Raw genomic sequence first — 14,645 nt, 5'->3', positions numbered from 1 at the left:
AAGCACTTCCGACGCTTCGCCACCCGATACGACCGAAGAACCGTTCACTTCCTCGGCTTCATTCACCTCGCCGCCGCTATGATCTGGATGCGCTGAATGTCGATAAGGCCTAGGCCTTGACCACCGCCGGGAAGCGGAACGCGCCGCCCAGCAGTTCGGCCTTCGGCAGATAGGCCCGCAGGTAGAGGGCGAACGGTCCCGACTTCGGCGCGGGCAGCCAGTTGGCGCTCTTGTCGCCGCCGGGGTCCGTGCGGCCGATCCAGATGTCCAACGTGCCGTCGGCATTGCGCTTCAGCCCCGGCGTGCGGTCGCCGATCGTGTAGCGCTTGATCGGATTGTCGGTGAAGAAGAACTGGCCGTCGGGCATGGCCTCATACATCGACAGCGACCAGAAGCCGTCCAGCGGGATCTGGGCCGGCAGGCTCAGGCGATACAGGCCATCGCCCGTGAAGCTCCCCGCCCCGTCGTCGCCGGCCGCCTTCATGTACATGGCCTCGGCCGGCGGCAGCGCGCCCAGACCCTGCAGGGCGACAATGCCGCGATAGAGGTAGTCCTGGCCGTAGTCGCCGAGGTTGGCGCGTGGATACGACCAGCCGCCGACGAAGGCCTGCCGGCCCTTGGCGAAGATGGTGATCATCCGGGCCTGCTCGGCCCCGGCCGTGGCGGCGGCCTCATCATAGGGTCCCGCGCCCAGGACGGCGGCGGTGCGAGACAGGATCCGCAGGTCGGTTGGCGGAGCCGGGTCGCTAGCCAGCAGGATCCGGGCCGTGGCGAAATAGTCGGCCGGCTTGGCCTCGCGATTGGCATAGGCGGCGACCGCCCCGCCGGCTGGCCCCTTCAGCCCGAAGCCATCCTGGGCCTTGTGGGCCGCATCGAGGTCGGTGTCGCCATTGACCAGCGTACGGACCAGCAGCCAGGCATGCGGGGTGGCGATGCGCGTCGGGTTCGGCCCGCTCGACGCCTGCCCCGGTCCGACCAGGGTGAAGGTCCCGCCCTTGCCGCCGATGGTGCGCGTGCCCAGCACCACATTGTTGTTGGTGAACATGTCCATGAGCGCCACCGAGTAGTAGCGCTCGCCCAGGGCCGGGATGGTCAGGGTCACCGGCCCCTTGGTCAGGTCCAGGAAGGCCGACGAGTAGAGCGTGTCATTGTTGGGCGTCGTCACCCAGCGGGCCGCGTGATCCGACAGCGTCCGGGTGTGGGAGAGCTTGTTGATCGCCGCGCCCGGCGCCTTCAGCAGGCGCGCCCGCGTGGCGGCCATCTCGATCAGCGGCAAGGCGTAGAGCCAGGCGTCCCGCGCGGCGGTCGGATCGCCTGCCTTTTCTTGGGCAGCCCGCGCCAGCGACGGAACCAGACCCAAGGCGCCGGCCATGGCCAGCCATTCCCGACGGTTCATCGCAACCTCCCCAACATTTGTTTGAGGCGAGTTGACCGCGAGAAGCGCCGCAGTTCAAGCGGCGCTAATCTTCCGTCTTGGCCGCCTTTGCCGCCAGCTTGGCCAGGACCCGGCCACGGCCCTTGCTGAGCGCGGTGATCACGCCCCGGAAGGTGCGGACCTCCTGGTCGGTCAGGCGGGCGCGAGCAAGGGGGACGCGCAGGTTGCGGACCATCGACGGCTTCTTCTCCGGCGGATGGTAGAAGCCGGCCTTGTCCAGTTCGCCCTCGAGATGCTCGTACAGGCCCATCAGCACCGCCTGGTCGGCGGGCTCCTCGACGTTCTGCTCGAACTTCTTCCAGGGTCGGTCGTCCTGGGTCATCTTCCATTCGTAGGCGTTGATCGATACCGCCTGGGCGAGGTTCAGCGAGCGGAAGCGCTCGTCGATCGGGATCGAGACGATGGCCTGGCACAGGGCGATGTCGTGGGTCTCGAGCCCCGCGCGCTCGCCGCCGAACAGCAGGCCGACGGCGCGGCCCTGAGCGACGTCCTCGGCCAGCTGCGTCGCACTTTCCCGCGGCGTGTAGACCGGCAGGCGCGTCTCGCGCGGGCGGGCCGTGGTGGCGTAGACCAGCTTCAGGTCGGCGATGGCCGCTTCCAGGGTGTCGAACACCTTGGCGTCGTCCAGCGGCCAGCTGGCGCCCGAGGCGCTCGCCCAGGCCCGCTCCTGCGGCCAGCCGTCACGCGGCCGCACCAGGCGCAGGTCGTAGAGCCCGAAATTAGCCATCACCCGGGCCACAGCGCCGATGTTCTCGGCCAGCTGGGGCTCGTTGAGGATCACGCAGGGCGGCCTGATTTCGGTAGGATTGGGCTTGAAGTCTTCGGTCATCCGCACCCTTTGCCGCCGACTAACCGTCCGATGCAAGAGGTCGGCAGCCGAAACCGCTACAGCCGCGTTTACCCGGCATGTCGCGCCGCGCCGTCCTGACCGCCCTTCTCGCCCTGCCCCTGCTCCATGCCTGCGGCGAGAAGCCGATGCTGGGCCAGGAAGATCCGATCATGAAGCCCAAGCGGCTGCAGAAGCCGATCGAGGCCATCGCCATCCGCGCCCAGCCAGCCATGCTGGGCGTGGCGGTCGAGGACCTGACCACCCGCCAGCAGTGGGTCTTCAATGGCGACCACAAGTTCCCGCTGGGCGCGGCCGCCCGCGTGCCGATCCTGGCGGCGGTGATGGCCGAGGCCGCCGCCAACCGCCTGCCGCCTGAAACCGCCCTCCCCGTCCGCGACGTCGACCTGTCGCCGCCGCCCAGTTCCGTCACCGACGCCTGGCCGGATCGCCAGGTCTGGACCGCCGCCGACCTCGAGGTGCTGGCCCTGCACGGCGACGTCACCGCGCTCGACCTGCTCACCAAGCGGATCGGCGGGCCCGGCGCAGTCAATGGCTGGTTGGACGTCAAACGGATCGAGGGTGTCAGCGTCGACCGCTACCAGCGCCAAGTGCTGACCGAGGCGCTGGGCCTGGCCTCGTTCCGGGCCGACTGGAGGACCGAGGCCAGCTGGAACAAGGCCGTCGCCGCGGTCCCGCCGGAGCAACGCGCCCGCGCCGCCCGCGAACACCAGGCCGATCCCCGCGACACCGCCACACCGGTTGGCATGCTCCGCTTGCTGGAGGCCTTCATGCAGCGCGAGCTGAACGTGGCGCCCGACGCCGACCGCCTGCTGGGTCACGATCCCGGCTACCTGGCGCTGGCCCTGCCGAAAGGCGCGCGGCTGGCGCAGGCGGCCGGCTCGGCGCATGCCGACCAGGGCTTCACGCCGTCTAGTCACGCCCTGGCTGTCGTCGAGCTCAAGGAGGGCCGGCGCATCGCCTTCGTGGTGTTCCTGACCGGCTCGACCCTGGACGCGACTGCGCGCCAGCAGATCATCGCCGACGTCGGCCGCGCGGTGCTGGACGAGTTCTAACCCCGCCGGGCTTTCGCCAGGGCTTCCAACAGCTGAGCCGGATGCAGCGGCTTGGCCAGGTGCAGGTCCGCGCCGGCCGAGTGGGCGGCGGCGACGTGTTCTTCCATGGCGTTGGCGGTCAGCATGACGATTAGCACCGGCGGCGCGGCCGAGCCCTTCTCGCGAGCGCGGATCGCGCGGGTGGCGGTAAGGCCGTCCATCACCGGCATCTGCATGTCCATCAGCACCGCGTCGAAGCTGGCGGCTTCCAGCGCGTCCAGCGCCGCCTGGCCGTCCTCGACCATGGTCAGGTCGACACCGAACGGCTCCAGCACGATCTCGACGACCTTGCGGTTGGTCGGATGGTCCTCGGCGACCAGCACGCGCATGCCTTCCAGCGAGATCTCGCGATCTTCCTCGACCGCCTTTTCGGCCAGGTCGGCGCAGCGGGTCAGCGGCAGCAGCACCTCGAAGCGCGCGCCCTGCCCCGGCGTGGCGTCGGCGCCGATCCTGCCGCCCATCATCTCGGCCAGGGCGGCGCAGATGGAGAGGCCCAGGCCGGTGCCGCCGAACTGGCGGGTGATCGACTGGTCGGCCTGGACGAAGCGCTTGAACAGGCGGTCGCGCACGGCCTCGTCGAAGCCGACGCCGGTGTCGCGCACGACGAAGCGCACGGCGTCGTCCACGCGATCGACCTCCAGCGACACCTCGCCCTGCGCGGTGAACTTCACGGCGTTGGCCAGCAGGTTGGACAGGATCTGGCTGATCCGGCCGGCGTCGCCGTCATAGGTCCCTTCCGCGTCGGGCGCGACCGACCAGCGGAACACCAGATGCTTGGCCTCGGCCGCCGCCGCGTGCAGCTCGGCCATGCCGCGCACCAGCTGGGTCAGGTCGAAGGCCATGGGGGTCAGCTGGAACTCGCCGGCCTCGATCTTGGAGACGTCCAGGATGTCGCCCAGCACCTGCTCCAGCAGCCGGCCCGAAGACGAGACCAGGGCGGCCAGCTCGCGGCGGGCCTCCGGATCCTCCTCGTCGGCCAGGCGGTCGCCGATGGCGATGACTCCGTTCAGCGGCGTGCGCAGCTCGTGGGACATGTTGGCCAGGAACACCGACTTGGCCTGGTTGGCGCGCTCCAGTTCGACAGTGCGCTCGGCGACGCGGTCCTCCAGCGAGCGGCGCAGCTCCTCGTTGCGGTCGCGCTGGCGGCGCAGGGCGCGGGCCAGGGAGCCGATCTCGTCCGGCCGTTGCTCGATCGGCGCGGCGGCGGCGGGATCACCCTGTTGCTGGGCCTCGGCCAGCTTCTCCAGCGGCTCGGTCACCATGCGGTTGGTCAGGCGGTAGAGCAGCGGCGCCTGCAGGGCCACGCCGATGAAGCCGAACAACAGCACCCACGAGGCCGTCTTCAGCGACGACCAGACGATGTCGGCCGACGGAAAGGCCATGATAAACCACCAGCCCGGCTCGACCAGGCGACCATAGGCCACCAGCTGATCGCCGCGCGGCGACAGCACCGTGCCCACGTCGCGCTTCTGGGCGCGGATGTGGTCGACCAAGCGCCGCAGGTCGTTGTCGTGCTCGAACTTGCGCAGGATGCCGACGTCCACGACGCCGTTGCGGGCCAGGCCTTGGGCGGCCACCAGCTCGCCGTCGTCGGCCACGATCAGGTTGCGGCCGCCCGGCAGGGCGTCGGCCACGGCGCGCAGCAGGTAGCTGTCCAGCGACAGGCTGGTGCCGAACGCCCCCATAAACTGGCCCTTGTAGTAGAAGGGCGTCATGCAGGCCGCGTTCAGGCCGCGGCCGCTGGGATCGGAGATCAGCCGTCGCAGCTTGGTGCATTTCATGACCCGGCTCGGATTGTTCTCCGGCAGGGTCAGCTGGGTCATTTCCTCGTGGGCGATGGACAGATCCGGCGGCGCGGTCTGGCGGTAGTACATCAGCCTGTCGGCCCGGTTGGGACCGAACATCACCAGCCGCGTGCGGGGCGTGAAGAAGTAGAAGTTGTCGTAGTGGCGGATCTCGGTCTCGCCGGTGGCGGCCACCACGTCGGTCGCACCCACGAACAGCTCCTGCTCGGGCAGGCTCATCGTATCGGCCTGCGGCAGGTAGGCGCCGACGCCGTAGACATAGCGGTTGCCGATCCGCGCGCCGTCGAACAGGCCCGAGATTGAGCGCCGCGTGCCGTCGCCTTTTTCCGGGAACAGCCGCTCGAACTGAGCGTGGACTTCGGGGTCGTCGCTCATGGCCAGGCGCCGGGTCAGGGCCTCGCCGGCGGCGTCGTGCACCTTCACCAGGTCGGAGAACAGCCGGTCCTCGGTCTTGACCCGCTCGCCGACATATTCGGCCAGGTGCCGGGTCTGGGTGTCGGCGGCGCTCTTGCGCACGAAGACGAAGGCCGCCGCGGTCGCGACGCCCGTCACGGCGATCGACAAGATCGCCACCATGGTCAGCAGCCGCCGCGCCAGAGGCGCGGTCACCCCCGCGATAACCTCGTTCAAGAATGCTCCCTGGCCCGCGCCCCCGGGCCGTTATCCCCAAATCGCTACGCTCGAACGCTGACTTAACTGGCGAGGGTCAACCGACCGGCTTTTCCCCCGCGACGCAACAGTCTATAGCCTCCCGGTCCGCGCCGCTTCCTGGCCCTGTGCGCCAGATCGCCACAGGCGCGCCACCGCCAGAGGAACCTCCCCGCAATGGCCAAGATTAAAGTCGCCAACCCCGTCGTCGACATGGACGGCGATGAAATGACCCGGATCATCTGGAAGCTCATCAAGGATAAGCTGATCTTCCCGTACCTGGATCTGGAACTGGACTACTACGACCTGTCGGTCGAGAACCGCGACGCCACCGACGATCAGGTGACCATCGACGCGGCCAACGCCACGAAGAAGCACGGCGTCGCCGTCAAGTGCGCCACCATCACCCCGGATGAGCAGCGCGTCGAGGAATTCAGCCTCAAGAAGATGTGGAAGTCGCCGAACGGCACGATCCGCAACATCCTGGGCGGCGTGATCTTCCGCGAACCGATCATCTGCCAGAACGTGCCGCGCCTGGTGCCGGGCTGGACCCAGCCGATCATCGTCGGCCGTCACGCCTTCGGCGACCAGTACCGCGCCACCGACTTCAAGTTCCCGGGCAAGGGCACCCTGTCGATCAAGTTCGTCGGCGACGACGGCGAAGTGATCGAACACGAAGTCTTCAAGGCCCCGGACGCTGGCGTCGCCATGGCGATGTACAACCTCGACGACTCGATCCGCGACTTCGCCCGCGCCTCGTTCGCCTACGGCCTGAACCGCGGTTATCCGGTCTACCTCTCCACGAAGAACACGATCCTGAAAGCCTATGACGGCCGCTTCAAGGACATCTTCCAGGAGATCTTCGACGCCGAATACGCCGACCAGTTCAAGGCCAAGGGCATCCACTACGAGCACCGTCTGATCGACGACATGGTCGCCTCGGCGCTGAAGTGGTCGGGCGGCTACGTCTGGGCCTGTAAGAACTACGACGGCGACGTGCAGTCGGACATCGTCGCCCAGGGCTTCGGCTCGCTGGGCCTGATGACCTCGGTGCTGATGACCCCGGACGGCAAGACGGTGGAAGCCGAAGCCGCCCACGGCACCGTTACCCGCCACTATCGCCAGCATCAGAAGGGCGAGAGCACCTCGACCAACTCGATCGCCTCGATCTTCGCCTGGACGCGTGGCCTGGCCCACCGCGCCAAGCTGGACAACAACCAGGAACTGGCCGACTTCGCCGCCACCCTGGAAAAGGTCTGCATCGACACCGTCGAGAGCGGCTTCATGACCAAGGACCTGGCCCTGCTGGTCGGCGACAAGCAAGGCTGGCTGACCACCGAAGGCTTCCTCGACAAGATCGACGAGAACCTGAAGAAGGCCATGGCCTAAGACTTTCGGGCTCTCGCCTGAAACAAGAGCGCCCCGGAGGATCACCTCCGGGGCGTTTTCTTTTGTCAGCGCTGGACGATGGCGCCGGCGAAGTCGATCACGCACATCGCGCCCCACTGGCGGTGCGCCCCGCAAGCGACCCCGGCGACGCTGTAGCCCGCCCCGAAGATATTGCGCCGGTGACCACGTCCCGCCACCCGGCTGTCGATGATCAGCTGACGCACGATCGCCCGCGCGTCGTCATAGCCGTACGAGATGTTCTCGGCGCTGAGGCCGGCATAGACGCCGTTCTGCTGCAATCGGCGACCCAGACTGCCGGCGGGACCATGGCCGACCTCGCCGCGCGCGCCCTGCGCCTCAGCATGGACCTGCGCCGCCGCGTCCAGGCGACGATCGCTCTTCAGCGGCGGCAAGGATGGCTGCCGCTCCAGGAAGCCGATCGCCTCCTCCACCGCGCCCGGTTCCTCCTGCTCGAACGCCCCGTCGGGCGCGCGGCGCAGCTCGCGGGCATACTCGGCCGGACGGGCGCGGGCGTAGTTGATCTCGTCCAGCACCGCCTCATCGAGGTCGGCGGCATGAGCCATGTCGGGGATCAGGAAGACGGCCGCAAGAACGGCGGCGGCGCGCATCAGCGCGTCGGGACAACGCAACACGTGTCGTTACTCTCGATACTGACGTCCCCCGCCCACCAGATACCAACGACCGCGCCGCCAAGCGACGCGCGCGTTGTCGCGGCCACGAAACAATCCCTGGGCGACAATTGACATATACAACTCTGAAGCGTTCAACTGCACACAAGTCGTCCCTGTCGGACGCCTTCCCCCGATCCGTCGTCGAGATTCCTCCCCGACCGGATCCCCTCGGCGCCGCTTCCCCCCCTCGGAAGCGGCGCTTTTTTCTCCGCCTCCCCCAAGGTGAGCGCCCCTGTCGCGCGAGCGGTCTTGCGGCGAACGGCGATAGCTGGTCTATCCGCGTTAACCTTTCGGGAGGCGGCATTGACCCTGCAGAAGCGGATCTGGGACCTGATCGTGTTGGCGATCTTCGTCTTCGCCGCCGCCTTCGCCACGGCGCCCTGGTTCGCGTTCCGGGCGCTGAAGGCCGCCGCCCAATACGAGGACGTGCAGGCCATCGGCGAACTGGTCGACTTCCCAGCCGTGCGCCGCAGCCTGACCGGCCAGCTGATCGCCGACACCCCGGCCGCCCAGCCCGAGAACCCGTCGATCTGGCGTGACCCGCTGAGCGTCTTCAAGAAGGCCATCGAGCCGCTGGCCCCGCCCGAGCCCAAGGTCGACCGCTACCTGACCGTGGCAGGGGTCTCGGCCCTGACGCGCGGCTACGCCCCCGGCAAGGCCCCGCCGGCCATGTCGCGCGACGCCTCGCTTAGCGGCCAGATCCGCGACACCGTCCGTGGCCCCTATCCCGGCATCGCCTATTGGGACCCCAACCGCGTGCGCATCTCGATCAAGCGCCCCGACGCCAGCGGCAAGGTCACGATCTTCACCTTCGAGCGCAAGACGCTGTTCACCTGGAAGCTGGTGCACATCCGCCTGCCGGGCGACGAGCGCCAGGGCTGATCTAGCACTCGTGCTTTCCCTCGTTCTCGACGTCGTCTCACGGGTCTGGCCGTTCTTCCTGCTGGTCGGCGCGGGCCTGGCGCTCAGCCGCCTGCGCCTGCTCGACGCCAAGATGACCCAGGGCCTGTCGGCCTATGTCTATTGGGTCGGCTTCCCTGCCCTGCTGCTGCATTCGCTGTCGCGCCTGGGACGGCCAGGACATGACTTGCTGCTGGGCTTGGCCGCCTATGCCGCCGCGGGCCTGTTGGTGATGGCCGTCGTCGTCACCGCCGGCCGCTTCCTGGGCTGGAGCAAGGCCGAGCGCGGCGGCGCGGGCATGGCCTCGGGCGTGGGCAACAGCGCCTTCCTGGCCCTGCCGATCACCGCCGCCGTCATGGGGGCCGAGACCGCCCGCCTGGTCGCCGGCGTCGTGGCCATCGACTTCGTGGTCATGGCTGCGACCGGCGTGGGCCTGCTGGGCTGGGCGGCGGGGCGCTCGGTCTGGCGCTCGACCGTCCAGGCCTTCCGCAACCCCGTCGTCGCCGCCGCCCTCGCTGGCGTCGCCCTGGCCTTGCTGGACCTGGCCTTGCCCGAGCCCCTGGACCGCGCCGTCGGCATGGCCGCCGCCTCGGGCAGCCCCGTCGGCCTGGTCGCCTTGGGCGCGGCCCTGGGCCTGCGCGAGACCGAGGGCCAGGCCGCGCCGTCCTGGGGTCCCGTCACCTTGGCCGCCATCGGCAAGCTGGTCGCCTTCCCGCTGCTGGCTTGGTTCGCGATCGGCCTGACCCCGGCCCCGCCCGCCTTCCGGGCCGGCGCGACCCTGCTGGCCGCCGCCCCGACGGCGGTGAACGTCTTTATCCAGACCCGCGCCTATGGCGTCTTTCCACGCGGCGCGGCCCGCACGGTGGCCCTGACCACGGCCCTCTCGATGGTCACCCTGGCGCTCGCGGCTCTGCTGCTAAGCTAGACCATTGATCCCATAAATTGAGCGCGGACGCCCTGCGCGTGTTTGACACCTTTGTCCTTGACCGATAGATGCGCTTGCGAGTCATTATCGTTCGCACAGAGGTTGTCCATGTCCCCGTCTCTCCGCGCCCTTCTGCTGGCCGGCGTCGCCCTGGCGAGCGCGCCCTGCCTGGCCGTGGCGGCCGAGACCAGCGGCGCGGACATTGCGGCCGACACCAACCAGGTCGAAGGCGTGGTGATCACCGGAGCCCGCACTCGCACCTCGGCGGTAACCGGCCTGGACATGAGCCTGCGCGAGACGCCCCAGTCGGTGACGATCATCAACCAGGACCGGATCAAGGACTTCGCCCTGACCGACGTGAACCAGCTGCTGGCCCAGGTCACCGGCGTCAATGTCGAGAAGGTCGAGACCGACCGCACCTATTACAACTCGCGCGGCTTCGACATCACCAACTTCCAGGCCGACGGCATCGGCCTGCCGCTGATCTGGGGCATCCAGTTCGGCGAGCTGGACACCGTGCTGTTCGAGCGCGTCGAGACGGTGCGCGGCGCCAACAGCATGATGACCGGCACCGGCAATCCGTCGGCGACGATCAACTACGTCCGCAAGCGCCCGACCAAGGACTTCCAGGCCTCGGGCGCGCTGCAATACGGCTCGTGGGACAGCTATCGCCTGGAGGCCGACGTCTCGGGGCCGATCAACACGTCCGGCACGCTGTCGGGCCGGCTGATCTACGCCAACGAGGATCGCGACAGCTATCTGGACTATTACGGCGTCAACCGGAACGTCTACGGCGCCCTGCTGGCCTGGGACGCGACCTCGAACCTGACCGCCACGGTCGGCTGGTCGATGCAGGACAACCGCGCCCGCGGCAACAACTGGGGCGCCCTGCCCCTGGTCTATAGCGATGGCACGCGGATCAAGTACCCGACCTCGGCCTCGACCGCCGCCGACTGGACCTACTGGGACGTCAAGGACCAGACCGCCTTCGCCGAACTGGCCTGGAACTTCGACAACGGCTGGCAGGTCAAGACCATCGGCACATTCAAGCGCTTCCAGGAAAACGCCAAGCTGCTTTACGCCTATGGCAATCCCGACCCGGTGACGGGCCTGGGCGTCGGGGGCATGGCCGGCGTCTATCCGTCGATCTACGAGAACTACATCCTGGACGCCTACGCCTCGGGGCCGTTCCAGCTGTTCGGCCGCCAGCACCAGCTGGTGATCGGCGGCCAGACCTCGCGCTCGCACGGTCACGAGTACGAGGACTTCTCGCTCGATGCGATCGAGTATCCGTCAGTGCGTGACTGGGGTCGCGTGCAGGTGGCCGAGCCCACCTTCCCCGGCGCGTACCTGGCCTCCGATCAGATCGACCGCCTGTCGCGCTTCTACGCCGCCGCGCACCTCAATATCAGCGACAAGCTGAAGGTCGTGGCCGGCTTCAACGCCCTGAAGCTGAAGTCCAAGGGCTTCTCGTACGGGACCGACACCCCGCGCGACGAGAGCAAGGTTAGCCCCTATGCCGGCGCCGTCTACGACCTGACCGATAACGTGTCGCTGTATGCGAACTACACCGACATCTTCAATCCGCAGTCGGAAGTCGACATCAACCACCAGACCCTGGCCGCCGCCCACGGCAAGAGCTACGAGGCCGGCTTCAAGAGCGAATGGTTCGACAAGCGCCTGTACGTGACCGGCGCGGTCTTCACCTCGCGCCAGGGCGGCCTGGCGCAGTATGCCGGCGACTTCCCCGACACGCTGAAGAGCTATTACGAGGGCGTCGACACCAAGGCCACGGGCTACGAGCTGGAGGCCGTCGGTGCGCTCAGCGACCAGTGGCAAGTCAGCGTCGGCTGGACCGACCTGCAGATCAAGGACGAGGCCGGGAACAAGGCCCGCCTGTTCACGCCGCGCAAGACCCTGAAGGCCTCGACCACCTACACCATCCCGTCGCTGCGCAACCTGACCCTGGGCGCCCAGCTGCGCTGGCAGGACGACATCGAGGGCCAGGACATCGTCACGATCACCCAGAAGGCCTACGGCGTGGTCGACCTGATGGCGGGCATCGACCTGACCGAGAAGGTCCGCGCGACGGTCAACGTCAAGAACGCGACCGACAAGGCCTACCTTGCCAGCCTGATGTGGAACCAAGCCTATTACGCCGCGCCGCGCAGCGTCTCGCTGCGCCTCGACTACGCCTTCTAGGATCCGAGTATCATGGACGCCCGCACCCCGCCCGCCGTCGCCAAGGCCGCCAGCCCGAGCTCGCCTCGGCTGGCCCTGCGGCCGCTGTTCGGCTTCTTCCACCGCTGGGTCGGGCTGTTCATCGCCGGCTTCCTGTTCATCTCGGGTGTCACGGGCGCGATCATCTCTTGGGACCACGAGCTGGATGACCTGCTCAATCCGCACCTCATGCACGCCCGCGCCGAGGGCCCCGCCAAGGCGCCGCTGGAGCTGGCCAAGCTGATCGAGGCCCGCGACCCGCGCGTCCAGGTCACCTTCGTCCCGCTGGCCCCCGAGAAGGGCGAGGCCTTTGCCTTCGGCGTCGACGCCAAGCAGAACCCGGCCACCGGCAAGCTCTACACGCCCGGCTACAACCAGATCTTCATCGACCCGGCGACGGGCGACGAGCTGGGCCGGCGCTACTGGGGCGCGGCCTGGCCGATCACCAGCGAGACCTTCGTCTCGTTCCTCTATGTGCTGCACTACACCCTGCACATCCCGGCCATGTGGGGCATCGACCGCTGGGGCGTCTGGCTGATGGGCGTGATCGCCGTGCTGTGGACGATCGACTGCTTCGTCGGCTTCTACCTGACCCTGCCGGCCAAGGCCGCCGCCAGCAACGGCAAGAGCTTCTGGAGCCGCTGGAAGCCGGCCTGGCAGATCAAGAAGAAGGCCAGCACCTACCGGCTCAACCTCGACATCCACCGGGCTTTCAGCCTGTGGCTGTGGGGCGTGCTGTTCACCGTGGCCTTCACGGCCTTTTCGCTGAACCTCTACACCGAGGTCTTCTATCCGGTGCTGTCCAAGGTCTCGAAGACCACCCCCGGTCCGTTCGAACTGCGCACGCCCGCGCCGCTGGACCAGCCGATCATCGCCAAGAAGACCTATGCCCAGGTGATCGAGACCGCCCAAGCCGAGGCCAAGAAGCGTGGCTGGACCGACCCCGTCGGCGGCGCCTTCTACGCCCCCGGCTACGGCGTCTATGGCGTGACCTTCCACCAGCCGGGCGGCGACCACGGCGCGGCCGGCGTCGGCACGCCCTACCTCTATTACGACGGCCAGACCGGCCTGCCGGCGGGCGAGCGCCTGCCGTGGGTTGGCACCGCCGCCGACATCTTCGTCCAGGCGCAGTTTCCGCTGCACTCGGGTCGGATCCTGGGCCTGCCGGGCCGCATCCTGATCTCGTTCATGGGCGTGGTCGTCGCGGCGCTCAGCGTCACCGGCGTGGTGATCTGGTGGAAGAAACGCAAGGCGCGGGTGGCCCGCCGGGCGCGCGCCTGACTGCTGACAAATCCTGTCAGCGGTCCGACCTAACGTGGCGTCAGGAGGAGACGCCATGATCAGCTACATCACCATCGGCGCCAGCGACCTGGATCGCGCCGGCGATTTCTATGACGCGGTCCTGGGCGCGCTGGGCAATCAGCGGCTCTGGCGACAGGGCGACTGGATCGGCTACGGACCCGATCCCGAGCATGCCACCGTGATGATCTGCGCCCCCGAGAATGGCCTGCCCGCCAAGGCCGGCAACGGCATCATGGTCGGACTGAAGGCCGAGACGTCCGATCAGGTCGACGCCTTCTACGCGGCCGCCATGGCCAAGGGCGGCGCCTGCGCCGGCCCGCCTGGTCCGCGCCCGGCCTATGGCGAGGGCTATTACCTGGCCTATGTCCGCGATCCGGACGGCAACAAGCTGTCGGCGTTCCTGAAGAGCTAGACCTTACGCCTCAACCGGGCCCCTGCCCGCTCAGCAGGTTGGAGGTCGGCGGGCCGCCGGGCTTGCCCTGGTCGCCGGCCTTCCAGCCCGCCGGGCAGGCGCCCAGGCGCTGGTAGCGACGAGCCTGGACCACCTTGCCGCCGGCGCCCTGCAACGGCTGCAGGGCGAAGCGGACGGTGAAGTCGTCGACCTTGTGGCGTGTGGTCGTGACGTAGAGGCCATACCGCACATCGCCGACCTGGCAGCGCTTGATGTGCTCGTCGGCGCTGTCCTTGGCGACCTTGCCGTACTGCTCGCACGGCTGGCCGTTGATCATCGGCTCGACACGCGAGAACGAGCTGACCACCTCGGGATTGGCGCAGACCAGGACCACACCGCTCTGGCCGCCGGAGTCCTCGACGACCTCGATCCGCCACAGGGCGGGCGGCGCGAAGTGCTTCGGGGTGTCGGCTTGCTGGGCCTGCTGGTCGCAGCCCGCGAGCGCCAGCAGCAGACCGGCGGACACCATAGCCTTGCGAAACATGCGCCCCTCCACATTCGAACTACATTCGTAATTCAATTGCACTGGTAGACGCGTCGCCGTCAAGCCATGGCGGATGTGGTTGGCGGACCTAGCCTCGCGGAACCGAGTAGTCGACCTCCGCATCGCCAAAGTTCGCCTTGATCACCCTCGGCCGCCGGTCCGCCAAATCCTCGTCCGGTTGCACGCTGCCGTCACCGATCGCGGCCATCGCTCCCACACCGATCTGCTGGAGAACGTCCCGACTTTCGTCGTTGTTGTACGAGATTTTGAGCCGAGGCCTGCCGATCAATCCAAGCAGCTTTGACAGCATCCCCACCTCCGCAGGTCCTACCCTGTCAGAAAGCTTCAATGTCAGACAAGGGTTGTCGGACGAGTACGCTCTAGACCTTATCGACATTCAGCGCATCCAGATCATGGCGGCGGCGAGGTGAATGAAGCCGAGGAAGTGAACGG

Annotated in this window: 13 protein-coding genes; 7 read left to right on the top strand and 6 right to left on the bottom strand. The window is 68.0% G+C overall.

The window, feature by feature from the left end; translation table 11 throughout:
- Positions 1-109: 109 nt before the first annotated feature.
- Together AC1RR5_RS26655 and AC1RR5_RS26650 are read right to left on the bottom strand one after the other, a co-directional pair.
- Positions 110-1,396: a DUF1254 domain-containing protein gene (locus tag AC1RR5_RS26655; RefSeq protein WP_492926793.1), complete on the bottom strand. Its 1,287-nt coding sequence runs from the start codon at positions 1,394-1,396 to the stop codon at positions 110-112.
- Positions 1,397-1,460: 64 nt separating this feature from the next.
- Positions 1,461-2,264 carry an RNA methyltransferase gene (locus AC1RR5_RS26650; protein ID WP_492926791.1) on the bottom strand — a complete coding sequence of 268 codons (804 nt, stop codon included), beginning with the start codon at positions 2,262-2,264 and terminating at the stop codon, positions 1,461-1,463.
- 77 nt (positions 2,265-2,341) lie between these two features.
- Between AC1RR5_RS26650 and AC1RR5_RS26645 the strand changes: the two genes are divergently transcribed.
- Positions 2,342-3,337 carry a serine hydrolase gene (locus AC1RR5_RS26645; protein ID WP_492926789.1) on the top strand — a complete coding sequence of 332 codons (996 nt, stop codon included), beginning with the start codon at positions 2,342-2,344 and terminating at the stop codon, positions 3,335-3,337.
- Here AC1RR5_RS26645 and AC1RR5_RS26640 read toward each other — a convergent pair.
- Positions 3,334-5,757 carry an ATP-binding protein gene (locus AC1RR5_RS26640; protein ID WP_492926795.1) on the bottom strand — a complete coding sequence of 808 codons (2,424 nt, stop codon included), beginning with the start codon at positions 5,755-5,757 and terminating at the stop codon, positions 3,334-3,336. The two genes, AC1RR5_RS26645 and AC1RR5_RS26640, sit on opposite strands and share 4 nt — an antisense overlap.
- A gap of 249 nt (positions 5,758-6,006) precedes the next feature.
- Between AC1RR5_RS26640 and AC1RR5_RS26635 the strand changes: the two genes are divergently transcribed.
- Entirely contained in the window at positions 6,007-7,218 is a 1,212-nt protein-coding gene (locus AC1RR5_RS26635; protein ID WP_343698696.1) for an NADP-dependent isocitrate dehydrogenase, read from the top strand.
- Between the two features lie 65 nt (positions 7,219-7,283).
- Here the strand turns inward: AC1RR5_RS26635 and AC1RR5_RS26630 are convergent, their stop codons facing one another.
- The gene (locus tag AC1RR5_RS26630; protein ID WP_492926787.1) at positions 7,284-7,868 is read right to left on the bottom strand and encodes a CAP domain-containing protein; all 585 of its coding nucleotides are present in this window, start codon (positions 7,866-7,868) and stop codon (positions 7,284-7,286) included.
- Between the two features lie 345 nt (positions 7,869-8,213).
- On the opposite strand from AC1RR5_RS26630, the gene AC1RR5_RS26625 reads away from it, so the two are divergent.
- The 5 genes from AC1RR5_RS26625 (at position 8,214) to AC1RR5_RS26605 (ending at position 13,669) form a co-directional block, all read left to right on the top strand.
- On the top strand, positions 8,214-8,792 hold the full coding sequence (locus AC1RR5_RS26625) for a DUF2939 domain-containing protein (protein WP_492926785.1): 579 nt from the start codon (positions 8,214-8,216) through the stop codon (positions 8,790-8,792).
- Between the two features lie 10 nt (positions 8,793-8,802).
- Positions 8,803-9,735, top strand: coding sequence for an AEC family transporter (locus AC1RR5_RS26620; protein WP_492926783.1), 933 nt, complete (start codon positions 8,803-8,805; stop codon positions 9,733-9,735).
- Positions 9,736-9,843: 108 nt separating this feature from the next.
- Positions 9,844-11,937: a TonB-dependent siderophore receptor gene (locus AC1RR5_RS26615; RefSeq protein WP_492926781.1), complete on the top strand. Its 2,094-nt coding sequence runs from the start codon at positions 9,844-9,846 to the stop codon at positions 11,935-11,937.
- Between the two features lie 12 nt (positions 11,938-11,949).
- Positions 11,950-13,236, top strand: a complete 1,287-nt coding sequence (locus tag AC1RR5_RS26610; protein ID WP_492926779.1) for a PepSY-associated TM helix domain-containing protein — start codon at positions 11,950-11,952, stop codon at positions 13,234-13,236.
- A 55-nt stretch (positions 13,237-13,291) separates the two neighbouring features.
- Positions 13,292-13,669 (top strand): VOC family protein, encoded by a 378-nt coding sequence (locus AC1RR5_RS26605; protein ID WP_492926777.1) that lies wholly within the window; start codon positions 13,292-13,294, stop codon positions 13,667-13,669.
- A gap of 10 nt (positions 13,670-13,679) precedes the next feature.
- Here AC1RR5_RS26605 and AC1RR5_RS26600 read toward each other — a convergent pair whose 3' ends face one another.
- Positions 13,680-14,192, bottom strand: coding sequence for a hypothetical protein (locus tag AC1RR5_RS26600; RefSeq protein ID WP_492926775.1), 513 nt, complete (start codon positions 14,190-14,192; stop codon positions 13,680-13,682).
- Positions 14,193-14,280: 88 nt separating this feature from the next.
- A complete protein-coding gene (locus AC1RR5_RS26595; protein ID WP_492926773.1) occupies positions 14,281-14,502 on the bottom strand; it encodes a hypothetical protein in 222 nt (73 codons plus the stop codon).
- Positions 14,503-14,645: the final 143 nt, after the last annotated feature.

Source organism: Caulobacter sp. GW821-FHT11E11 (genome assembly GCF_058808315.1).
This window is presented reverse-complemented; position numbering and strand designations above follow the sequence as displayed.